Raw genomic sequence first — 23,004 nt, 5'->3', positions numbered from 1 at the left:
GGGTTACTCCAGAGCTGTAGTTAGTTTAGACTTTGATTGTTCGATTTCAGACTCGGTTTGCCACTTGCCGTTGTAAAGGTATTCACGCTCAGGAAGTGGGGCATTTGACGCCCTTAAATCAAATACCTCTTCGGTTTGATATTCTCTACTACAAACTGGAATACTAAAGAGCCTTGATTCTGGCTTCGATTCAAACAGCTTTTTGTGGTCATCTACCTCTGTACAATCCAGCTTGTAGACCTTTGACAGTTGCGCGATCATGGATTCTAAATCTGCTTCAGTTTTAAAGAAAACATAACAATCTGATCTATCTTGTGAGCGAAAGATAGTCTTATGAGCAGTATCTCGATATCTGCATATGTCCTGCTTAAAATAGAATTGGATCACTTTCCTTTTCTTGTTGTAGCCCGCAAACAGCCAATCTTCTCGTTCGCCTACTCTCACTTCTGTTGGTTCATCAGGCTGACGTTTAAGCATACCAAATGAAACCAATATAAACCCACCAGCTCCGGCAAGAACCATGGGTCCAGCAACCCCAACCATCACGACACAAACTATTGCTCCAATCCAGCCCATGGTTTGAGTCGCAGAGTTGACCCAATTCGGTAAATCACGTCGCTTTTTTATAACCAATCCGCGATCGGACAAGATGTAATCATAACGATTGTCCAAACCAAATGTCAGATAAGATACACCAGACATTATTATCGTTAGACCCGATAAAATATAAGTTAAGATCATGTCACTGTTATCATGTAGGAAATAGGTAAGGAAAAATAATGGACTGACAGCGGCTATAGCAATCGATAGGTATAAGTATCGAAAAGGCTCTTCAATATCGTGCTTGTGCCAGGTTGTGAGATCTTTCCCCTTTAGAATTTGTTGCTCTTGTTCTTCTTGATAAGCCGAAAGCTCGTCTGGCGTGATGTAAAAAGGTAAATAAGCCAAGGGTTACTCTTTGGCTGTTGTTAGTTCAGATTTAGATTTTTCAATCTCAGATTCGGTTTGCCACTTGCCGTTGTAAAGGTATTCTTGCTCTGGGAGAGGGGCGTTCGAAGCCCTTAAATCAAATACCTCATCGGTTTGATATTCTCTATTACAAACAGGAATGTTAAATAGTCTAGCTTCTGGCTTCGATTCAAACAGCTTTTTGTGGTCATCTACCTCTGTACAATCCAGCTTATATTCCGTAGCTAACTGATTTACCATCGATTCTAAGTCCGTTTCAGTTTTGAAAAATACGTAGCAATCGGATCTACTGTGTGAACGGAAAATAGTTCTGTGAGCAGTGTCGATATATTCACACTTATCCTGCTTAAAGTAGAACTGGATCACTTTGCGCTTTTTGTTGTAGTCGGCAAACAACCAATCTTCACGCTCTCCAACTCTCACTTCTGTTGGTTCATCAGGCTGACGTTTAAGCATTTTAAAGGAGACTAATATAAAAGCTCCAGCTAACGCCATCGGGCCAACCATCGCTACCATCACCACACACACCACTGCACCTATCCTGCCAACGGCTTGCGTGGCGGTATTCACCCAGTTAGGCATGTTGCGACGTTTCTTCATCACAAAGCCTTTCTCAGAAAAAATATAGTCATAGCGATAGTCGAGGCCAATCGTAAGGTAAAAGGCTCCAGATACAATCACCGACAAAATAAAAGAAAAAATAGTTACGTCAACCGTGTCACTCGTGTGTATAAACAAAGTTAATAGGAATGGAGCGATCACAAATGGAAGCGCAAAAAGTTTAAAGTAATAGCGAAATGGTTCTTCTACATCATACTTGTGCCATGTTCTGACATTATCGCCTGCGAGTATTTCTTGCTCTTGCGCCTCTTGATAAACTGCTAATTCTTCTGGGGTGACGTAAAATGGTGAATATGCCAAGGGTTACTCCTTGGTTGTATTCAGTTCTGCTTTGCGCTGGTCGATTTCCGCTTCGCTTAGCCATAAGTCACCACGCAAGTATTTTAGTTCGGGTAATGTGGCATTCTTATTTCTCAGGCTATCTACTTCGCTTAGTAGATATTTAGTTCCTCTTACTGGAATATCTTGAAGTTTTTCGTACATTAGGCCTGTATTGAAAAGCTGTTTAATGTTGTTTTCTTCAGAGCATTCGATGTTCCACTTGTTAACTAACAACTTCAACAAGTAATCCACTTCTGATTCAGTTTTGCAAAATATATAACTTCGACCACGAGTTTGGTTTCGACTGACTTCTTTATGCTCAATGTCAAAGAAATAGCAGTCGTCAAATTTGTGATAAATCACAATTAGTTTTCGCTGTTTGTTGTATTGAGCAAACAATGAATCTTTGCGAAGCCCCACTCGTACCTCAGTTTCTTCTTCAGGTTGGCGCTTCAGCATGCGAAATGAAACTAAAATAAATCCACCAGCACCGACTAGAGCCATTGGTCCTACTGCGATTACCATAAATACGCAGACTACTGCTCCAAACCAACCCATCACTTGCGCTGCTGAGTTCACCCAAGTAGGGAGATCACGTCTCTTTCTCAAGACCATGCCTTGCTCGGATATGGTGTAGTCATAACGATTGTCTAAACCAAATGTAAGATAAGAAACACCGGACATGATTATCGTTAAGCCTGATAATATGTAGGTCAAGAGCATCTGACTACTATCGTGCAGAAAGTAGGTAAGGAAAAATAATGGGCTGACTGCGGCTATAGCAATCGATAGGTATAAGTATCGAAAAGGCTCTTCAATATCGTGCTTGTGCCAGGTTGTGAGCTCTTTCCCTTTTAGAATTTGTTGCTCTTGTTCTTCTTGATAAGACGAAAACTCGTCTGGCGTGATGTAAAAAGGTAAATAAGCCAAGGGTTACTCCTGTAAGCTAAGTTCACTAGTATCTGAAGTTAATGAACTTCTGATCGTTGCTTGTTTAGTATTGTCTGAAATCGCCGTATAAGTTGCACGCTGTTTTGCATTATTTTGGAACCAGTACTTACGGCTTAATTCGTTTTCATCATCGAGGATGTATTCTATCTCAAATGCTAGATAGTCAGCTGAGTCTTTCATAGGTAAACTCAATTTATACACGCTTTGAGAGTTTGTGGAGTTCATCGGGCTATTCAAGGTTTCTAGATCTACTCCGGTGTACCAAGTTCCTGATATCAATTCTCCCTTAGTTACAGAAGTATTTGTCCGAAGTTTAATTCCATCTCTTGCTATTTTGGTAGGAACTTGGATATGCAACTCAATACCAAACAGCTCCTGCATTGCTGATGGGTATTGCGTTGATGAATTGGGAACAACCCGCATCATTGGCACTTGGTAGATTGATGGTGTATCTATGATGGTTTGTAAATCAAATAGTGCCTTTTGTACTAATGAAGAGTTGTGTTTTTCTCGTTCTAACAGATCTGGAGACTGACTCCATTGTGATCTGGCGGAATTATATCCCCACGGTAATTTATCTAACCATTTTTGAAAATCGTCTTGTTTGAACTTGCTCATTACATAGTTGCTCAAAAGGTAAATTGCAGTTAGCCCCATAATGACAAACATGATTGGCCCACCGAAAAGAACGTTTGCTGACCATACGCCAGTTATTCCTCCTACAGTTTGAAAGGTCCCTACTGCTGTAAGTCCAACTAAAGAAGAAAAGTTGAAGTATCCCGCAATTTTTGCAGTGCCATTCAAACTATCAAGTTGTTGTAACGACCGGTAAGCTTCTATCCCTGAAGCTAAAGCACCTATTATTCCTGTTACCGCAAGCCATTTGTTGAAAATTTTAAGATCACTCAAAGAAGAAATAGGTATTGTGGTATCACGTTTCGCCATTTCTTTTAGGGCAGATAAAGAACGTGCTCGTAGCGTTTTATCTACTCTTACGTTGTCCCAAAGTTTACCGGTGCGAATACCCGTCCAAGCGTTGACTGTATAAAAAAGCTTTTGCTGGATATCCAAGAACTCATCTGAGGATGTTAACCCTGTGTCTTGGATACTGCTCATGGCATCACCAAGCGCGATGCAGTTAAATACTAATGCCAGAAAGCCTAGACCACCGGCATTCTCGAACAGTTTATTCAAATCATTGAGCTTATTCATCACGATCCGCGTTCTAAGCTCGATGGTTCTTTGAGGTAGATCATCAGGTAACTCAATGTACTGCGGGTACTCCAATGTAGCTACAGCGAGAGCCTTCTTAATAGTCTTTTTATTTTTTAAAGCTGTTGTGTATTTAGAGTCAGCTTTGCGGTTATTTTTCTGGAAGTCAGCAATGATTGCATCGTTTTTTTCGAGCTTAATCAGATAATCATTTACGCGTGTTTTCCATTTTTTAAAATCGTGAGCGTAACCTTCTTTTATTGTTACGGGCATATTGTGTGCCATATGTTCTGCAATAACGGCAAATAAATAATAGCTATGACGGTTCAGAGGTTTAGCGAAAACAGGCATCAGCGAAATTGATACTTGTGAGGTCATGCTAACACCAAACTCTACAACGCCTTTTGCAAGCGCACCTATTGCAGATTTAAAAATAATATCCAGCTCTTGGAAACCTTTGGCGATATCTTTGAGAAAGGCTGTTTCCGTAGTGTTTGGGTTGGAAACAAAGTCCATGATCTTAGAGTACATATTCACGCGGTTGCTGGTATCAGATATCTGGTCCATCAACTGATTATCAGGTTCAGGATTGTCTGAGACGATCGACTGTTCATCAAGCGCCTCTGTAATATTCTTCTCCATCACTTTAAATAAACTACGACTAAACCCAGAGGCATAGAGAGCAAGTAAACTGGTTGGTTTTTCCCATTGGCTTTCAGCCCACTGTCGGTCTTCTTCTTGTATCACCAAAGTAAATGACTCAACCGCTTGCTTGTGTAGTTGATACAAGCTGTACTGCGTGTCTTCGCTGTATAGGTCGAAGGTTCTTTCGAGATGATGCGGCGTTAAGGACTCCATTACTGCGATAAAGTCGCGTTTGACCGAAACCACTTGGGCTAGCATGGTTTCTTTTTGTTCTGACAGCTCTTGCATCTCGCTCAGCATTTGCTTCCAGTTGAGCTGCTGACGCCAGCGTTCAGTCGCTATCCATTGTTCGTATTTACCAAAACGGCTCGCAGAAATTCGATATTTGTCCTGTATCGCTTTAGCAATGTCACTTTGGGTATGTTGGTGTGATTCAATCGCTCCAGCGGAAAATTTAGCAGGATAGCCGGACTGAACTGAGCTTTTGTTCTGCTCTGCCAAATCAAGTTGGTGAGAAGAGTCATAATAGTCAGCCATGTCGGTATAAAACGACAGCTCTTCGCCGTTACGCTTAACGCTAGCTGGCATGTCTATCTCGTCACTTGCACCAAACATACACAGTTGCATGGCGGTCTGCATCAAGTTCCACTGGTTTGAAAACTGGTCAGTGAAAAGGCGGTAAGGGCTTGCGGCACCAACAAAATGTAGTGACATATCTTGAATGTCTGCGGCGTAATCTTTTATCGCGACGAAGTAGCCTGATTCTTCTTCTGGAATCGCAGAGGTTAAATCGCTTTTGACTGCGACAGGTTTAAAGACAGAACCATCTTCATCTGCTTTGGTGGCGATGCCAGAATCCGCAAAGCGACCATCATCGACGGCAGAAGATTCAATATCAGCGACTTGGGTTAACTTATCTATTGGTGCAATGTTGTGCTGATTCTCGTTTGAGGACAGAACAATGGTTTGCATGCGATCGATATGATTACTCGGATTGTTAAGTACGCGCATGAACGTGTGCCATGTCCACCGGTGCTCAGAGAAGCAAATCGATAGTACGCTTCCGTTGATGTAAGTAAGGAAGGGTTTTGCATCTTGTGGTGTCCCACGCTGCTCTGATTTTGGGCTTTCTGATTCTCCCAACTTATAGAGCGTGAATTGCGTTCCTTTGATTTCGTATTCGTCTAAGCTTTTGTTGATTGCATCATAGACATACAGCCAACCGTCGCGCAGTTGACGCAGAGTGTAACCAACGGTATTGAGTTTGGCTGGGCCTTGGCCTTTCCATTCTTCAGGCAAACCAAAAGGTTGTGTCTCTTCTGTTTCTAGCTGATCGATGGCATAGCGGACTGGGATAAAGTGCGCAGGTGATGCTTCCGTTGCTTCTTTCTCAGTTTTTAAATTGAGAGGTTCTGGTTCAGACGGCGGTGGCGGATCGATTTTTTTTGTTTCTCCCTCCCAAAACATACTGCGCTCTGGGGGGGAGCCAGCAAGATCATCGGATTCCGTGGTTGGAACGATATTCAGCGATTTCAGTGTACCATCGCTTTCAAATGCCTGAACGGCCTCCTCATAGGTATAGCTGTTGTCATACCAGAACATAGAAGTTTTTGGGGGAAGTGGATTATTCATCGTTAGCCCATGTTTAAGAGTTTTACTCTGTTACGCAAATATCGCACCAAAATAAAGTGATTAAAAATCAATGAGTTAGATTTTTATGGTTTTGCGTCAATCAAATAATTGTTTGTTTTTCCAATAAGTTGGTTGGTGTTTACCATTTTTTGTATTGATTGAATCAAAGTTTGAGTTGTGAGTGATGCCTCAATGAGCCGACAAAACAAAAGGGCTCCAGAGTTACCTCTGGAGCCCTTTCTAGTATTTAAGTGCTAAAGAGTTAGCGACGCTTTGGTTTACGTTGACCAGCTGGTTTGCCTTGTCCTTGTGGGCGACCTTGGCCTTGCGGCTTGCTACCTGCAGGGCGGTTTGCACCGTTGCCGCTAGGACGTTGGCCGTTGCTTGCAGGGCGTTGACCACCTGTAGCTTTACCCGAACCGTTACGGTTGCCAGATGGTTTACCATCTTTTGAACCGCCTTCAGAACGTTTGTTCAAATGACCACCGAAGCCTGGTTGGTTTTTGGTATGTTTGGTTGCAAAGCGGTTTGCCCCGTGACGACCAGATTTACGACGTTGCGCTGGTGTTTGTGCTTCAATGTCTTCTGCAGGAACGAGACAGCCTTGTTTGTCACCGATCAAATGTTTTTTACCCATACTGACTAGGGCTTCACGGATCATTGGCCAGTTTGCTGGATCGTGATAACGCAACAGCGCTTTATGCAGGCGACGTTGACGTTCACCTTTTGCTACAGGTACATCTTCACGTTTTTTGTACTTCACGCGTTTCAGAGGGTTTGTCTCTGAGTAGTACATCGACGTTGCGTTACACATTGGCGAAGGGTAGAAGTTTTGTACTTGGTCACATTCGAAGTTGTTCTTTTTCAGCCACAGAGCAAGGTTCAGCATGTCTTCGTCTTCTGTGCCTGGGTGCGCAGAGATAAAATAAGGGATTAAGTACTGCTTCTTGCCTGCTTCTGCACTGTATTTCTCGAACATCTCTTTAAAGCGATCGTACGTACCCATGCCTGGCTTCATCATCAGATCAAGAGGACCTTTCTCAGTATGTTCCGGTGCAATCTTTAAGTAACCGCCTACGTGGTGAGTCACGAGCTCTTTCACGTATTCTGGTGATTCAATCGCAAGGTCGTAACGTACGCCAGATGCAACCATCACTTTCTTCACGCCTTCAACTTTACGCGCTTCGCGGTATAAATCGATCGTGTGTTTGTGGTCTGTGTTTAGCTTGTTACAGATGCCCGGGAATACACAAGAAGGACGACGACAGTTCGCTTCCGCTTTTGGATCTTTACAGCCCAGGCGGTACATGTTTGCAGTCGGGCCACCAAGATCGGAAATTGTGCCGGTAAAGCCCGGAACTTTGTCGCGAATTTCTTCAATCTCGTTGATGATAGACTCTTTCGAACGGTTTTGAATGATTCGACCTTCATGCTCGGTAATCGAACAGAAAGAACAGCCACCAAAGCAACCACGCATGATGTTCACAGACGTCTTGATCATGTCGTACGCAGGAATTTTTGCTTTGCCGTACATAGGATGAGGAACACGCGCGTAAGGCAGGCCAAACACAAAGTCCATCTCTTCGGTCGTCAATGGAATTGGAGCTTGGTTTACCCAAAGTTCACGATCACCATGGCTTTGAAGTAACGCTCGACCAGAGTACGGGTTCGTTTCTAAATGCAGTACACGGCTTGCATGCGCATAAAGAATGCGATCGTTTCTTAGCTTTTCAAACGAAGGTAAACGGACCGCAGTCGTCGCAGCATCGTGGCGTGATGGGCGAATTGTGATTGGTTGTGCAACTGGCTCGTCTTTTTTAGTTTCACACTGAGTTTCTACTTCGTATGGGTTCTTTGGTACGAACGCTTCTTTACGAGGTTTTTCAATGCGAGAAGAATCAATAACCGTGTAGCCTTCTGGCGCCGCTGGCAAGTTCACGGCAGTACCACGAATATTGGTCATGGTGCTGATGTCTTCGCCGTTTGCGATGCGATGTGCTACTTCGACAAGTGCGCGCTCTGCGTTACCAAAAAGTAGGATGTCTGCTTTTGCATCAAACAGTACAGAACGGCGAACTTTATCTGACCAGTAATCGTAGTGTGCCACACGGCGTAGGCTAGCTTCGATACCACCTAAAACAATAGGTACTTCTTTGTATGCCTCACGACAACGTTGAGAGTAAACCAACGTTGCTCGGTCTGGGCGTTTACCACCTTCGTTATTCGGTGTGTACGCGTCATCGTGACGAAGCTTTTTATCCGCGGTGTAACGGTTGATCATGGAGTCCATGTTACCCGCAGTGATCCCGAAGAACAGATTTGGCTTACCAAGTTGCATGAACGCATCTTTATTTTGCCATTCTGGTTGAGCAATGATACCGACACGGAAACCTTGTGCTTCTAGCAGGCGGCCAATGATAGCCATACCAAAGCTTGGGTGATCCACATAAGCGTCACCGGTTACAATGATAATGTCACAGCTATCCCATCCTAGGGCATCCATTTCTTTGCGACTGGTCGGCAAGAAAGGTGCCGTACCAAAACACTCTGCCCAGTATTTTTTGTACTCATGAATAGGAGTGATGTTATTGGTCATATTTTGCTCTCTGTTCCAGGGAGCGCGAATTATAGCGATTTGATTATCAGGTATCTATAACAAACTCATCTATTCAAGCTTAGTTCATCGAGTTTTATTTGGTTTGTAAAAATATCAATGCTCTATCGGCGATTTTCTGTCTAATTTCACCTTGAAAGCCTCATGGTTATAGATCGGTTCATGAAAAATGTCGCAATCTTAATACAAAGCATAAGCAATGGTGTGCTTATATGGGGTAAAGCCTATAATCAAATTAGTGCATATTAAATGCAAAAGGCTGAGCTGCTCTGGAAATAGTTCTAAGTCGATAGGCTTATCGTTGACACAATCCATCTATAAAGAGGATCGGCAGGTCCCAACTGGAATGTCGCGAATTGACTGTGAATTTTGAGCCTTGGGCTAATTACAAAAAAAGGGGCTAGGGTATGAGTGAATCTACGACAACAGTGCATCCAAAAATGCAAACGACTTCCAGTCTAACTCCTGTTATAGAGTGGTCTTACGATATTGATACTCGCGAGTTCGAATGTGATCAGCAAGGAATGGCAAAGGCATTTGGGATAAGTACGCCAGTAACCAGCCTAAATAACTTGTTTGATCATATGCTGATGGGGCAACAAGAAACGCTAAAACAACGAATTCTAGAAGTGGAACTCTTTGGCGAACGGGGGCGGTTTTCTTGTTGCATGATGCTAAAAAACGTTAACTTAGTGCACGTTACTATTAGTTTTGAAAGGCTCAATAAGCGCATTATCCAAGGCACTATCATTCCACAATTAACAATCACTGGTTGCGAGGAGTTAGCGAAAATCCTCGAAACGATTTTTGATTTGCCGAATGTAGGCGTTTTAGTTGCCGATGAAGATACGCGCATCTTAGGTTGTAACCGTGCCTTTGAGTTACAAATGGGCTATCAAAACCGAGATCTGGTTGGGCTTAAAACTCATATTTTCAGTACCTCTCACCATAGCCAAGCGTTTTATGATCAGCTGTGGCAGCAAATTAATGATGAAGGATGTTGGTGTGGTAACTTGCTGAGCAAAACAGCAAACGGTAGCAACCAAGCTCATCATCTTTGTATTTACCGACTTACGTTTCACTCTGGACGAATTCTTTATCTGGGATTTTCTACGGATATTTCTGCTTCGTTGTTGTGGATGAAAAATCGTTGTGAACAACAGCATGATTGGGCTGCCTTTTTACCGACGAGGAAAGAATTTGAACTCCAATTAGCTACCTTAGCGAATGAAAGCAGAAATAAAGAACTCAACATTGTTATGACACTCAGACCCAAGTTTTCGGAGAGATACTTGCTTGAACAGCAATTAGGTTTTGCAGATTTTATTATGCGAAGTCGTTACACCAGTATTGCGGGGCAGTTATCTCGGGACGTGTTTGTCGTATGCTTGCAGACCCCTCATTGTCAATGGTTGAGCCCGGTTCGTTTGATCCAAATTGCCATGAAAGGGTTCTTTAATGAGCTAAGAAATGAAATGGGCACAAAAATGCATGCCACTATCGTTAAAGGCCAAACTGGTGTGTCAATCCTTGGCTATGATACGAACCGACCAAGACAAGCGCTAGCACATGCAGCGCAAGCGATGTTGTCCTCTATTTCCGGTGAAGGCAGCTATTTCAACTTTTACGACAGTGAACTTCACTCTGAATTAGTGAAGCGCCAACATCTCGAGGCGTTTTTGGAGGCGCAAATAGAGAGTGGGCTAGTGGACGTTTACTTTCAACCGATTATCGACGTTCAAACCGGAAGAGTGGTTAAGTTCGAGGCTCTCGCACGCTTCTATGATGAAAATGATGCGTATTGTACGCAAAAGATGATCGCTATTATTGAAGATCTAGAACTCATAGCGGCACTTGATGATGTGGTCTGCCAAGCTGCGTTGAAGCACTTTCCGCGCTTACAAGAAATTTATGGCGAGGAAGTGGGCGTGACCATCAATCGCTCCCTCAATACGAAATTGGATTCTCTTCAGATCCTTCAGCGGTCGCATGATTTGATTAAAGCCAGTGGTGTAGACCCTAAGCGAGTAACTATCGAGCTAACAGAAACCGCGTATTTTGAACAAGATGAGGAGCATACTCGAGCTCTAGAGGAAGTGCGGAAAGAGGGCATTGAGATCGCGATTGATGACTTCGGTACTGGGTATTCTTCTTTTTCTTATCTAGAAAAAGGGCAGTTTGATTTACTGAAAATAGACCGAAAATTCGTCAAGAACATTCATAAAGGGAGCACTAGCTATAACATTGTGAAAATGGTCACCGAGCTTGCACAGCAAATGAATGTAAAAGTGGTTGCTGAAGGCGTGGAATCTAAGCAAGAACTTCAAGTATTGGCAGAAATCGGTGTCGATTACATGCAGGGCTTTCTATTTTCTGCTGCCGTGCCTGTCGATTTGATGGATAAAGCGGACAGTTATGAGCATCTGTTCTCTGACATCGCGATTGAGTCTAAGCAAAGTGATGTGTTGCAATCTTTGAGCCATGAACAAGTCAGGTCTATGGACCCTGGAGAACCGCTCTCCTTGGCAGTGGAGTACATGAATTTGAATCCAAGCTCGCCTTTAGTTGTTCTCAATGAAAATCGTTGTGTTGGGTTAATTACGAAAGAGACGGTGAATTTACACCTAACGCCTTCGATGGGAACAGAGCGAGAAACTGAACGAGAAAGCCGAATTTGGAAACGTCCTGTTAATCAGATAATGAGCACCGAATTTGTGTTGGTTGATGAGGATTTACCTGTCTCTGTTATTCGAGAGTTGGTTAAAACCGGGATTCGTTTCCCTTGGGTACTGTGTAATACCAAAGAAGAGTACCGTGGAGTTTTAACGCAGGAAGACGCGTTGAAGTATCTTGCTTCTCTGTGAATAAAATTGTCTTACCGTTTTAGCTCATTTGGGGGCCGACTTTCGGTGGTTTGGCGATAGTTGATTTGATATTATCGCCCCCCAAAATGACTTTTGAGCGTGCATTCAACATGATTCAACAATTGCTGGTTACTTTCCCTCCGATGCTATTTGGCGCACAAGCGCTACTGACTTTGCTTCTAATCAAGGGCGATATTTGTCCTGGTCAGCGAGGACGTCTTCATAAAATGTTGCCTGCAGTAGCTGTATTGTGGCTCGCTGTTGCGTCACTTCGCATTGAAGCATTTATGATCGTGTTTGCTATTTTCTACTTCTATTCTCAGGTTCAAACCAAGAAAACGCGTGAAAAAGGGCCACTATGGGCGATGCATTTAGCGAATGGTTTGGCCTTTGCGTATGTGAGTATTCAAGTATTTGAGCAATCAAGCTGGCCAGCATCGATAGCGATAGCGCTAATGATATTTTTCCTTGGGGCGTCATTTTCTCAATTGCTGCTTACGATAGCTCGCAGCAGATTACAGGCATTTCACCGTATTTTACCAGTTACGGGCATTGTGTCTGGAATGCTATTAGTCATCGCAACGTTGTTTGCTTCTTACCAGTTAAATGAAGCTGCACTGAACGCTGCAACACAGCCAATCTTGCTGTCTTTAGCTATGTTAATTTCTTCAATTATTGTGTGGTGTTGGCATATTTTTACGCATAAGAAACCAGAAAAGGTGCAACTGAGCGTTGCCTTGTTGCTAGCACTCGCGTCGATGACGAGCCTGCAAGGTTTATTCTCTCTCGCGGCTTAACCTCTATTCTAAAGACAAAGCTAGACGGCTTATATCCAAGTGCTTTCTTGGTGCTTGGGTATAAGGTGATCACGTTTTAGATCGCACTCACTTTAAATTCGCGTGATTACTACTACGCTTGTTTATATACCTTGTCGAAGAGGAGAGTCGCGATGGATTTAAGCAATGTAGGTAATCTGGACAGCACTATTTTGCTAGGTATCGTCAACGAAAAGCTACGTTTAGAGTGCGACAGTTTTGACGAGTTAGTATCAGTGTATGAGATGGATGTAGAGTCTGTAGTCGGCAAGCTTGATATGCTCGGTTATCAGTACGATCCATTGACTAACCAATTTAAAGCATATCAACGCTAAGCCTTTCATAATCCAAATCTTTTAAGCCACCTTGATTCCGTCAAGGTGGCTTTTACATTGTAGCCTCGCGGTTGCGAAAAAAGCTTGTAAGTAACGCTTTTCTTTCTCTGAGTGACGCGTTGCAGCAAACAAGCGACGCCATAAGCCTTGGCCGAAAGGTTTACTGGTAATAAGACCTTGGCGAGAAAATTCAGAAATCGCCCAATTGGGTAGTGCCGCCACCCCTAATCCAGCAGAGACCATCTGAACTAACATGAGAGTGTTGTCGGCTTGCTTCCATTTCGCAGGTTCTATTCCTGCTGGCTGAAGAAAGTGTTTTACGACGTCTAGCCTTTGTTTTTGAACCGGATAAGAGAGCATGGTTTGATCTGCGAGATCTTGCGGCTCAATAATTTCTTTTTCCGCCAATGGGTGGTTGGTTGCGGTAATTAAACGCATTTCAAAGTCGAATAGAGGCTCGTAGTGGACTTCGGATCGAGGTTGGATATCGGAAGTAATAACGAGATCGAGTTCGCCTGCCAATAGAGCTGGGAGTGGTTCAAAGCCAAAACCAGAGGAAAAGTCCAATGTTACGCTAGGCCAAGCAAGTTGGTACTCCCTAAGTGCAGGCATTAGCCATTGGAAGCAAGAGTGACATTCAATGGCCATATGTAATCGGCCATTGACGTCTTCTTTCAAGCTCGCTAAATCATTTTCTGCTCTTGCGAGTTTCGGAAGGATATCTTCTGCAAGACGCAATAGGATTTCTCCCTCTGAAGTGAACTTCACCGGACGAGTCTTTCTCAGGAACAGTTGCCCTCCAATTCGCGCCTCCAAATCTTTGATCTGATGAGACAGTGCCGACTGAGTGAGATGTAAAGCGGTCGCTGTTGCCGTTAGAGAGCCAGTGTCTCGAAGCGAAGTGAGTGTCCGCAAATGTTTTAGCTCTATCATGAATTCCTTTCATCCTTTGTTGCTCGCTATGAACAGAATAGCAATCGTGTAAATAACTTAACGACAAAAAATGGATATGTAAACGTCTAGACGTCTATTTGTTGTGTTTATTTGCGAATCATGTCGCCTCATGATGAATTTTTTTAATAAACAAGTTGAATAAATGGACGTTGTTCAAACCGCAGATGAGAGCGATAGTTTAGCCATCCAGACATCTTATTCTTTACCGAAAGATGCTCTGATCCAAACAAATTGAACAAAATTGAGAAAGGAATAGGGACATGGCTACAACAACGCACGTACTAGGTTATCCACGCATCGGTGAAAAACGAGAATTAAAATTCGTTCAGGAAAAATACTGGCGCGGAGAAATTGATCAAGCAGAGCTTAAAAAGGTTGGAGCAGATCTGCGCGCTAAAAACTGGCAAACGCAAACAGATGCTGGCTTGAGTTTTACCACCGCTGGCGATTTTGCTTGGTACGATCATGTACTGACGACCACGTTGTTACTGGGTCACGTGCCAAAACGTCACGCAGACGGTTTCCCTGATTTGGATACGCTATTCAAAGTGGGTCGCGGTCAATCTCAAGCGGGTTGCGGCTGTGCGGGCGCTGCAGCATCGGATATGACTAAATGGTTCAACACAAACTACCACTACATCGTACCTGAATTTAGCAAGGACGATACATTTGAAGTGAGTTGGCCTCAACTGTTTGAAGAAGTCAACGAAGCAACCCAAGCTGGGCATAAAGTGAAGCCAGTTTTGCTTGGTCCAGTCAGTTATCTTTACTTAGGTAAAGAGGTAGAAGAAGGGTTCGATCGCCTGACGCTACTGCCACGATTGCTTACGGCTTACCAAGCTATTTTGGCAAAGCTCGCAAGTCAAGGTGTTGAGTGGGTTCAGATTGATGAGCCAATTTTGTCACTGGAGCTAGAAAGCAAATGGGCTGATGCGTTCAAGCTAGCGTACCAAGTGATTCGAAGCGATGTAAAAGTGCTGCTAACGACGTACTTTGACTCTATAAGCGATACGCTAGACAAAATTGTAAAGCTACCAGTGGATGGTTTACATATCGATTTATCTGCCGCGCCTCAGCAGCTTGACGACGTGGTTGCCAAACTACCGGAGGGGTGGGTGCTGTCTGCTGGCGTGGTCAACGGTCGTAACGTGTGGCGCTCGGATTTGAGTGCGCAACTTGAACGTCTACAGCCAGTAAAAGAAAAACTGGGCGACAACCTTTGGGTTGCGAGCTCATGCTCTTTGCTACATAGCCCGGTTGATCTGGAACAGGAAACAGAACTCAGTGAGGAAGTGAAAAGCTGGTTTGCGTTCGCAAAACAAAAAGTAACAGAAGTCGCCTTGCTTGGCCGCGCACTCGATGGTGATCAAGATGCGATTCTCGCTTGTGATACCTACAGCCAGCCAATCAAAGCACGTAAAACGGCAACGCATGTGAATAAGCCACAAGTTCAAGCACGTTTAAACAGTATTACTGCGTCACTTGCCGAGCGCAGCGCACCTTACGCGGAGCGTGCTGCGCATCAAGCTGAAGTATTGGGCTTGCCTCTGTTGCCAACCACGACAATCGGTTCTTTCCCTCAAACGGGTGAAATTCGTGTTCAGCGCAGTGCTTATCGTACAGGTCAATTATCTGAGTCTGAATATATCCAAGCACTTAAAGGACATATTGCTGACGCAGTAAAACGTCAAGAGGCGCTCGACCTAGATGTGCTAGTTCATGGTGAAGCAGAGCGTAACGACATGGTGGAATACTTCGCTGAGAACTTGGCGGGTTTTCAAACGACCAAATTTGGTTGGGTACAGAGTTATGGTTCTCGCTGTGTGAAACCTGCCATTGTAGTTGCTGACATTGAACGTGAAAAACCGATCACAGTTGAATGGTCGACGTACGCACAATCGCTAACCAGCAAACAGATGAAAGGCATGTTGACTGGACCAGTAACGATTTTATGTTGGACGTTCCCACGTGAAGACATCACACGTCAAGAAATTGCGCAGCAACTTGCTTTGGCACTACGTGATGAGGTGTCTGACCTGCAAGATGCAGGCATCAATATCATTCAAATTGACGAGCCAGCCATTCGAGAAGGTTTACCACTCAAAAAACGCGATCACAAAGCGTACTTAGAATGGGCCGTAAATGCGTTTAAGGTCTCTGCGGCAAGTGCAAAACCAGAAACTCAGATTCACACTCATATGTGTTACAGCGAGTTCAATGAAATCATTGATTCGGTTGCGGCACTCGATGCGGACGTCATTACCATTGAAACATCTCGCTCAAATATGGAGCTGCTGAAAGCATTTGAAGAGTTCAATTACCCGAACGAAATTGGCCCTGGTGTTTATGACATTCACTCACCAAACATTCCTACGGAAGAATGGATTGAAGGTTTAATCAAGAAAGCGGCAGAAAAAATTCCGGCTCAACGTTTGTGGGTAAACCCAGATTGTGGTCTGAAAACACGAAACTGGAAGGAGACAGAAGCCGCATTGGCAAATCTGGTTTCAGCGGCGAAGAAGCTCCGTGCTGAGCTGGCGTAACACATCGTTACAGCAAATAAAAACGGAGACTGTGGTCTCCGTTTTTCTATTCTTAATTGTTAACTTTCGTTTTCAGATTATCCAATAATAGCGAATCATCGTCTCATGCCGAAAGCAACAAAAATTACTGTAGCTACTTCACCTGAGTACAAGTCTGTGCGGAAACCAACTCATCTGCCATCAACTGACCGCGAGAATTACGTACCTTAATACGATACATCAAGCCCATATCAATTTGCTTGCGAACTTCTGGGTTGCTGCAGTAGGTATAGATACTGGTATTCAGTACTTGATTTAACGGCTTTGCACCGAGTGCGCCATCGTTATAAATCATCATCATCTCTACAACATTTTTGTTGGATGAGACACGCATTATTTGCAGTGGACCGTACTCTAAAGGGAGGCCCGCAGACAAGACTCCTGCTCGGTTTGATGCCATAAGCTCAAGTTGGCGCTGATTATCATCGGTTGATGAACAGCCAGCCAGAGCACCAAATACCAAGAAAAGACACAGTAATTTTTTCATAAATTAAAACACTTTTTTGAACGGTTTCACGATTACATGATCGTAAACACCAGCCGCTACATAAGGATCGGCTTCTGCCCACGCTTTAGCATCCTCTAGAGAGGCGAATTCAGCGATGACAGTTGAGCCCGTAAATCCAGCTTCACCAGGATTGTCAGAATCTATCGCAGGCATCGGACCAGCTGTAAGAAGGCGACCTTCGTCTTGTAGCTTTTGTAAGCGACCCAAGTGTTGTGGGCGAACGCTCATGCGTTTTTCCAACGAGTTCTCAACGTCCTGTGAAAAGATGACATACCACATAGCATAGTTCCTTAATTGGTAGGGTAAAGTGTTAATTTAACGCCTTTTTTGTGTCTCTCACAAGTGAACAACAGAAAATGTGAGGTCCTTTCTAACTGTTAGCGTTGTAGGTTGACTAATTCTGAACCGGACGTGGTTTACCTTCACTGTCAATGGCTACGTAGTTGAAGGTCGCATCACAAACCATGAAGCGTTCGCCAACACCGTGAGCTTTGACGGGTTTGACCCATACTTCCAAATCGACACTCATGGATGTGCGGCCGATCTTAGTGCATTCGCCGTAGCAGCATACGACATCGCCCACACCAACAGGTTTTTTGAACGTAATGCTTGATACCGAAACGGTGACAACGCGACCACAAGAGATCTCTTTTGCCAGAATCGCGCCTGCTAAGTCGAGCTGAGACATTATCCAACCGCCAAAAATATCGCCATTGGCGTTTGTATCTGCAGGCATTGCAAGGGTACGAAGCAGCATTTGACCTTTCGGAGAGCTAATTTCTTGACTCATTGTGACATCCTAAATCTTAAAGGCGCTCAAACTAAGCGCCAACATAGTAAATACCTAGAACCAAAGGTCCTTAAAAAACCGCAGATACCGGACCAGAGAAAGTTGGTTTACAGCAGCAAGAATGGTCTGAAAACGGTACGTTGTTTGAGCGGTTTACTGATACATGGAGCAAAACAGCGACCCTAAGGTCGCTGTGAAGTCGCGGATTATAGCAAAACTGAGTTTTTAATCATCAGTGGACACATCGGATGAGTTATTTTTTTGTTCTTTTGGCATGTGTTTATAAATGTAAAAGCCAGTCGCAATCATGTAAGCAAATGTCGCGATCAACATTCCAAATACTTTGAAGTTAACCCAAACATCCAACGGCAATTCGTAAGCAATATAAATGTTTAGGCCAGCGAAGAATGAGAAGAAGCCAACCCAAGCCCAGTTAATCTTTGCCCAAACAGCGTCAGGTAACGTAATTTCCTTGCCTAGCATACCTTTGATGGCTGATTTTCCCAATGCGTGGCTCACTGCTAAGCCAATCGCCAGAATCGCGTAAATGATGGTGACTTTCCACTTTATAAAATTGTCGTCGTGGAAGAAAAGGGTCATGCCGCCGAAGATAGTGACGATAACAAATGTTATTAGCTGCATCTTTTCGACTTTCTTATACAGCGCATAGGTGACGACAAGCTGAATGGCTGTTGCTACGATCAGTGCACCTGTCGCCACGTAGATGTCGTACAGCTTGTATAAAGCGAAGAAAACGATGAGTGGTATAAAGTCTAGGATCTGCTTCATGATGGCAAAATCTACCTAATTGTTGAATTGAAGACAGTCTAACGGAATCTGACAAGATGTGAATACTGAGGAAGTTAAGGTAAGAATAGTAACGCTTAGTATATCGTACAGCCCGCAAGCTTCTTCCACGTCGAAACAGCAAATGGAAGGAATAAAAATTGCCGCGTGAAGCGGCAATAGAGTTGAGAGTTTTAAACCTTAAGCCACACGTTGATATTGGGAAATAAGCGTTTTTACATCTTCTAAATAGCCTTCCCGCAGTAAGTTATCGACCGTTGCTTCTAGCTCTTCGAGAGACATCGTGAAGCAAGTGGATTTACCAGTCATCAGGGTCAGATATTGATGATACTCTTCTTCTGTATAGTGGCCTAAGCGATCAAGTAACAGTGTTTTGATTCCATGATGAATCAAGCCGTAGTATGTATGTCGATGAAGTAACATGGCGATCTCCTTATCAAGCTCATACGCTACTCATTTGCAGCCTGCTTGACCTTCTGGATAATTCGATTTACTCCAATAATGCACATCTAGTGCCAATTCTATATTTGCAAATTAAAAAGTGCTGGAAGGTGCAAAATTCTCGTTCTGTAACCATCTTTGGATGACGACTTGAAGTGCATTTAACGTGGTGGGCTTTTCGAGCCTGTCATCCATGAGTTTCGAAATTAGCTCCAACTCTCTAGCTCCAGACTCACCAGATAAGGCAATGATTGGAACGGAGGATGTGATTTGCTTAATCCGCTGGCTGGCGTCAAATCCATTCATTACCGGCATTTGGACATCCATAAGAACGAGATCAATCTTGTGAGAGTGGAATAGTTCTACCGCAGAGGCTCCATTATTTGCTTGTAAGCTGTTGACTCCCAATCTTTTTAAATACATCTGTACCAAGGTGCGTTGCACCTCTTTGTCATCTACAATGAGCACTGTTGGTGCATCTTTACATACTTGTACGTGTTGAGCTGAATGATTTTCAGAATGTGATGCAGTTGCTTTCCAGCTATCAAAGTCCGGTGCTCTTAATGTCTCTGGTTTTGGTGCGTTTGGTACGACTGGGAAATACAAGTAGAATTCTGTGAACTCGTTCAATTCAGACTGGCACTCTATTCGTCCTCCGAAGGAGCGCATAACACGTTGGCAATAGCCCAAACCTAAGCCACTGCCTCCGCTTTTTTGATACGAGAAAAAGTCATCAAATATCTTGTGTAAGATACTGCTATCTATACCTGGCCCACTATCTCGGAAGATCAGAATGTTTTCGTAAGCCCCCGTCTGGGTACGAATCTCAATTTGACTGTCGGGATAAGAATCAAAATAGTAGATAGCGTTACGAATCAAATTGAAAATGACAAAGTTAAACAGGGTCTCATTTAACTTCGCGACAAAATCGTGTGCCTGTGGCAGGTTAATTCTCTCTATTATTTGATCGTTTTCAAAACCATAACGGCTTACTGCTTGGTCGATGGCTTTATGTATGGAAGTGAGAGCTAAAGGCTCATGCTCTGGTGAACTGTCGCTAACTTCTCGTAAAATAATATCGATAAGTTGTCGACCGCGTTGTATAGCGGCTTCACCTTTATCAATTTCTCTTTTTAGCGTATCCAGCGAGGCGTTTGACTCTATATGCTGTTTTAAAGCTTCAAATTGTAATTGTACTTGAGCGAGAGGGTTACGCATTTCATGTGCAATGGAGTTAGCCAGCGCACGGCTTTGGCGTACCTTTCTATCGGCTTCAATGGTGCTCTGGATGCGAACTAATAACGTTTGCAGAGCTGAGATTTCTTCATTAGAAAACAGCTTATTATCTATTTTATGTGAAGAAATTAGTAAGTGAGTAACAGACTTTCCACGACCGAAGAGAGGCATAACGAGCGCAGTATTGCTTGAGCGCATGCGCTCGTAGAGCTTTCTCATCGACCCTTTAGAAGAGGAGGCATAATCAATTTCTTCAGACAACTCATCTAGCACGAGAACTGACTTGCTTGACGGCAGGTACTCTTCGTAAAACGTTTCTGTGTAATTGCTAGTGACTAGCTGTAGCTTGTTGTTTGGTATGTTAAGTAACGATGCCAACTGACGCATAGCATCATCTATTGAGCGTTTAAACTCTTCCTCTAACCCAAGGATTTGCTGAACGGGAGTGTGTCGTTTCCCATAAATAAAATACGAAGCGAAACGACTGACTCGCTTAAAAAGCAAGTGCCAAGTGATACCGATAAGCGCGCATAAAGGTACCGCAACAAGCCATTGGTTATCTTCAGAGATAGGAATAAATATCGCCCCTAGCGGCAGAACAAAAATGGCGCAGACTAAGAGCGCGCTTACCGTTAAGTACGTGAGATATTTAGCGCTGTAGAAGCGAGAGGTAAGTAGGGCATAGCCCACAAACAACATTTCGCTGATTGAAAGTGCTGGTGGTAACCAAGTTAGGGAGAAGTCGCCAAGGAAATACGTCATTCCAAGGTGTATCACTGCCGTAGATAACATGAATACCAAAATGCCAGCGATCATATAGTTGCTTTTTGCTAGCGTGAGCTTGCTGCTGTTAGCGCGCATGGCAATCAAGTTAAGCAGCGTTAGTACCACGAAAGCTAGCAAACTAATGAAAAAATATGAGGTATGTGGGCCAAATTCAATGACGAACTGGCTTGGACCACTAATGGTGACATTTTCGACAGTAAGATTCGGCACTAAGTTGATGTACAGTGAATACGTTGCTAGTGCGACAAAGACGACTTTTTGCCAGACTTTGACCGCTGTTTTTTTAACATCTGCGGTTAACTGGCAAGAAAAATAGAATGCAAACGCAAAGGCGAAAAAAGACGCTAAGTTCGCTAACTTAGCCATAAAAATGCCACCAACAGAGCCTAATTCTGGCAATAAATCGGTATGGAAATAGGCGTTGCTGCTTATCCAAACAATGATACAGCTGGAATAAGCGATGTAAGGCGCGTGATGCGAGCCTAAGATTGATTCACTCTTCTGTTTTAGGCGATAGCAGTAATACAGTAGCCAAGCGAATACTATTAGTACAGTCGCGTACAATGCCATTGCTTTTGGGTAAAAGAGACCGTGCAAATGAACATCAAGCATGCTCATTCACCTTTTTATCCATTCTTTTTGTTCGTACGCAATGTTTGTAGTCGCGAAATTGTATGTCTTGAAATGCTTCAACCATCATACCTAAATTCCAGAAACCGCGGTATGTCTTGGTACCGTCACCGTTAATGTCGCGGTATCCTGAGTGAAAGTAGGCACTTAAATCAATAGATTGATAGAAATTTAACATAAATACTTGCTCAATAATGGTAAAGCCGAGCTTATAGCCTGCTTTATAGAGCTCGCTCATCATAGTTTTTTGCGCCAGATACAAAAAATACAGCTTTTGTTGAATGTTGCCTCCCACCGTAAGACGCAGTACTTCGCAAACCGCTTCACTGTTCTTTACACGAGATTGAAACTGAGCATCAAACTCAATAAGAGTGTGCTCATGAGTTAGAGCACGACACTCCAAAATACCCAGTTGATTGAGAACACTGTACCCATGATTAGGAAAGCAAAACTGCCATTGTTCGTTACTAAACTGTGGTGAGTAACTGAGCCAGTTATTTCGTTGATGCCAGCTTTGCACTAAAGCGGAGGAGACCATGATTGGTGAAGATGACGATTTGAGCAAGAGGGCAAAGTGCTGCCCTTTTTGCGAGAGTGATAAAAGAGGCAAGATTTCAAACCATTGTTCAGTTTGGACGAAAAGCTCAAGATTACTCAGTGTGATCGCTTCGGAAATCGGCATTAACGCTGCATGATTTGGCAGCATTACCTCAAGATCGCAATCTGCGATATCTTCAATTAACACGCTAGTATAGCTGTGGTCGTCAAACGGAAGCGGAGTAGGAATCGCAGCTTCGTTTGAAGGATATTTTTGCTTGATTGCTTCGATCTCGCATTGACACCAGAAAACCATCCAATGCGGGTAACAATCTGCGGCAAGTTGTTCAAGTAAACGAATCTCTTTGGAGAAACCTGTCGGATACTGTTGCACTAAATCTCGATAATCCATTAACTCAAATAGTGCAGAAAGACTTTTTGATGTGTGTTTAGGAAAGAGAGATTTAAGCAGTTTTATTCGATACAGAGCAACCTGTTGAAAAAGAGCATCTCGTTTTTGTTTCGTTAGGGTAAGAATAACTGAGTCAACCAGGGCCTGCTGCTTTGATTCGATCGGCAAATTTATTTTGGTGAGATATTCCAAAGATTGCTCAAGACTCATGATATAACCTAGCTCTAACGTTTTGTTATATTTTGTAATGGTTTATATCATTTTGAAAAATTTATGCCATCGGTTTCTATTTGTATAGTTACGTAATGCAAGAAAAGACAAAAAAACCGCTCATTATGAGCG

The 23,004-nt window shown here is 43.4% G+C and carries 17 protein-coding genes; 4 read left to right on the top strand and 13 right to left on the bottom strand.

Annotation, left to right across the window (positions count from 1 at the left end; translation table 11 throughout):
* Positions 1 to 3 precede the first annotated feature (3 nt).
* From R7P36_RS12810 to R7P36_RS12790, 5 genes are all read right to left on the bottom strand, one after another.
* Positions 4 to 948 carry a hypothetical protein gene (locus R7P36_RS12810; protein ID WP_213899828.1) on the bottom strand — a complete coding sequence of 315 codons (945 nt, stop codon included), beginning with the start codon at positions 946 to 948 and terminating at the stop codon, positions 4 to 6.
* 3 nt (positions 949 to 951) lie between these two features.
* The gene (locus R7P36_RS12805) at positions 952 to 1,890 is read right to left on the bottom strand and encodes a hypothetical protein (protein ID WP_213899827.1); all 939 of its coding nucleotides are present in this window, start codon (positions 1,888 to 1,890) and stop codon (positions 952 to 954) included.
* A gap of 3 nt (positions 1,891 to 1,893) precedes the next feature.
* Positions 1,894 to 2,841, bottom strand: a complete 948-nt coding sequence (locus tag R7P36_RS12800) for a hypothetical protein (protein WP_213899826.1) — start codon at positions 2,839 to 2,841, stop codon at positions 1,894 to 1,896.
* A 3-nt stretch (positions 2,842 to 2,844) separates the two neighbouring features.
* Positions 2,845 to 6,351: a T6SS effector BTH_I2691 family protein gene (locus R7P36_RS12795; protein WP_213899825.1), complete on the bottom strand. Its 3,507-nt coding sequence runs from the start codon at positions 6,349 to 6,351 to the stop codon at positions 2,845 to 2,847.
* Between the two features lie 262 nt (positions 6,352 to 6,613).
* Positions 6,614 to 8,947: a YgiQ family radical SAM protein gene (locus R7P36_RS12790; protein ID WP_064368606.1), complete on the bottom strand. Its 2,334-nt coding sequence runs from the start codon at positions 8,945 to 8,947 to the stop codon at positions 6,614 to 6,616.
* A gap of 425 nt (positions 8,948 to 9,372) precedes the next feature.
* Between R7P36_RS12790 and R7P36_RS12785 the strand changes: the two genes are divergently transcribed.
* The 3 genes from R7P36_RS12785 to R7P36_RS12775 all read left to right on the top strand — a co-directional run bounded on the left by R7P36_RS12785 (position 9,373) and on the right by R7P36_RS12775 (position 12,979).
* The gene (locus tag R7P36_RS12785) at positions 9,373 to 11,829 is read left to right on the top strand and encodes an EAL domain-containing protein (protein ID WP_318122175.1); all 2,457 of its coding nucleotides are present in this window, start codon (positions 9,373 to 9,375) and stop codon (positions 11,827 to 11,829) included.
* 86 nt (positions 11,830 to 11,915) lie between these two features.
* The gene (locus tag R7P36_RS12780) at positions 11,916 to 12,626 is read left to right on the top strand and encodes a hypothetical protein (protein ID WP_054574763.1); all 711 of its coding nucleotides are present in this window, start codon (positions 11,916 to 11,918) and stop codon (positions 12,624 to 12,626) included.
* 152 nt (positions 12,627 to 12,778) lie between these two features.
* Positions 12,779 to 12,979, top strand: a complete 201-nt coding sequence (locus R7P36_RS12775) for a DUF4250 domain-containing protein (RefSeq protein WP_005376762.1) — start codon at positions 12,779 to 12,781, stop codon at positions 12,977 to 12,979.
* Between the two features lie 21 nt (positions 12,980 to 13,000).
* Here the strand turns inward: R7P36_RS12775 and metR are convergent, their stop codons facing one another.
* Positions 13,001 to 13,912 carry an HTH-type transcriptional regulator MetR gene (gene metR, locus R7P36_RS12770; protein WP_005386724.1) on the bottom strand — a complete coding sequence of 304 codons (912 nt, stop codon included), beginning with the start codon at positions 13,910 to 13,912 and terminating at the stop codon, positions 13,001 to 13,003.
* Between the two features lie 281 nt (positions 13,913 to 14,193).
* On the opposite strand from metR, the gene metE reads away from it, so the two are divergent.
* Positions 14,194 to 16,476 carry a 5-methyltetrahydropteroyltriglutamate--homocysteine S-methyltransferase gene (gene metE / locus R7P36_RS12765; protein ID WP_054574762.1) on the top strand — a complete coding sequence of 761 codons (2,283 nt, stop codon included), beginning with the start codon at positions 14,194 to 14,196 and terminating at the stop codon, positions 16,474 to 16,476.
* 133 nt (positions 16,477 to 16,609) lie between these two features.
* Here the strand turns inward: metE and R7P36_RS12760 are convergent, their stop codons facing one another.
* The 7 genes from R7P36_RS12760 to R7P36_RS12730 all read right to left on the bottom strand — a co-directional run bounded on the left by R7P36_RS12760 (position 16,610) and on the right by R7P36_RS12730 (position 22,872).
* Positions 16,610 to 17,002 (bottom strand): GspS/AspS pilotin family protein, encoded by a 393-nt coding sequence (locus R7P36_RS12760; RefSeq protein ID WP_005386726.1) that lies wholly within the window; start codon positions 17,000 to 17,002, stop codon positions 16,610 to 16,612.
* 3 nt (positions 17,003 to 17,005) lie between these two features.
* Positions 17,006 to 17,302, bottom strand: coding sequence for a YciI family protein (locus R7P36_RS12755; RefSeq protein ID WP_017634695.1), 297 nt, complete (start codon positions 17,300 to 17,302; stop codon positions 17,006 to 17,008).
* 115 nt (positions 17,303 to 17,417) lie between these two features.
* A complete protein-coding gene (yciA, locus tag R7P36_RS12750) occupies positions 17,418 to 17,813 on the bottom strand; it encodes an acyl-CoA thioester hydrolase YciA (RefSeq protein WP_005376768.1) in 396 nt (131 codons plus the stop codon).
* Positions 17,814 to 18,038: 225 nt separating this feature from the next.
* Positions 18,039 to 18,602, bottom strand: coding sequence for a septation protein A (locus R7P36_RS12745; protein WP_005376769.1), 564 nt, complete (start codon positions 18,600 to 18,602; stop codon positions 18,039 to 18,041).
* 198 nt (positions 18,603 to 18,800) lie between these two features.
* Positions 18,801 to 19,043 carry a hypothetical protein gene (locus R7P36_RS12740; RefSeq protein WP_017634694.1) on the bottom strand — a complete coding sequence of 81 codons (243 nt, stop codon included), beginning with the start codon at positions 19,041 to 19,043 and terminating at the stop codon, positions 18,801 to 18,803.
* Between the two features lie 111 nt (positions 19,044 to 19,154).
* Positions 19,155 to 21,695 (bottom strand): hybrid sensor histidine kinase/response regulator, encoded by a 2,541-nt coding sequence (locus tag R7P36_RS12735; protein ID WP_167415321.1) that lies wholly within the window; start codon positions 21,693 to 21,695, stop codon positions 19,155 to 19,157.
* Entirely contained in the window at positions 21,688 to 22,872 is a 1,185-nt protein-coding gene (locus R7P36_RS12730; protein ID WP_318099322.1) for an acyl-homoserine-lactone synthase, read from the bottom strand. The genes R7P36_RS12735 and R7P36_RS12730 overlap by 8 nt, the downstream gene beginning before the upstream one ends.
* Positions 22,873 to 23,004: the final 132 nt, after the last annotated feature.

It is taken from the genome of Vibrio sp. 397, from assembly GCF_033339395.1.
In the GTDB taxonomy this organism is placed as follows: Bacteria; Pseudomonadota; Gammaproteobacteria; order Enterobacterales; family Vibrionaceae; genus Vibrio; species Vibrio alginolyticus.
The sequence above is the reverse complement of the archived record's forward strand: the minus strand, read 5'-3'. Positions and strand labels throughout refer to the sequence as shown.

Bases quoted from the DNA above. Each gene is read 5' to 3' on its own strand.
- R7P36_RS12795 (WP_213899825.1), bottom strand. From the start codon at position 6,351: ATGAATAATCCACTTCCCCCAAAAACTTCTATGTTCTGGTATGACAAC.
- R7P36_RS12790 (WP_064368606.1), bottom strand. From the start codon at position 8,947: ATGACCAATAACATCACTCCTATTCATGAGTACAAAAAATACTGGGCA.
- R7P36_RS12785 (WP_318122175.1), top strand. From the start codon at position 9,373: ATGAGTGAATCTACGACAACAGTGCATCCAAAAATGCAAACGACTTCC.
- R7P36_RS12780 (WP_054574763.1), top strand. From the start codon at position 11,916: ATGACTTTTGAGCGTGCATTCAACATGATTCAACAATTGCTGGTTACT.
- R7P36_RS12775 (WP_005376762.1), top strand. From the start codon at position 12,779: ATGGATTTAAGCAATGTAGGTAATCTGGACAGCACTATTTTGCTAGGT.
- metR (WP_005386724.1), bottom strand. From the start codon at position 13,912: ATGATAGAGCTAAAACATTTGCGGACACTCACTTCGCTTCGAGACACT.
- metE (WP_054574762.1), top strand. From the start codon at position 14,194: ATGGCTACAACAACGCACGTACTAGGTTATCCACGCATCGGTGAAAAA.
- R7P36_RS12760 (WP_005386726.1), bottom strand. From the start codon at position 17,002: ATGAAAAAATTACTGTGTCTTTTCTTGGTATTTGGTGCTCTGGCTGGC.
- R7P36_RS12755 (WP_017634695.1), bottom strand. From the start codon at position 17,302: ATGTGGTATGTCATCTTTTCACAGGACGTTGAGAACTCGTTGGAAAAA.
- yciA (WP_005376768.1), bottom strand. From the start codon at position 17,813: ATGAGTCAAGAAATTAGCTCTCCGAAAGGTCAAATGCTGCTTCGTACC.
- R7P36_RS12745 (WP_005376769.1), bottom strand. From the start codon at position 18,602: ATGAAGCAGATCCTAGACTTTATACCACTCATCGTTTTCTTCGCTTTA.
- R7P36_RS12740 (WP_017634694.1), bottom strand. From the start codon at position 19,043: ATGTTACTTCATCGACATACATACTACGGCTTGATTCATCATGGAATC.
- R7P36_RS12735 (WP_167415321.1), bottom strand. From the start codon at position 21,695: ATGCTTGATGTTCATTTGCACGGTCTCTTTTACCCAAAAGCAATGGCA.
- R7P36_RS12730 (WP_318099322.1), bottom strand. From the start codon at position 22,872: ATGAGTCTTGAGCAATCTTTGGAATATCTCACCAAAATAAATTTGCCG.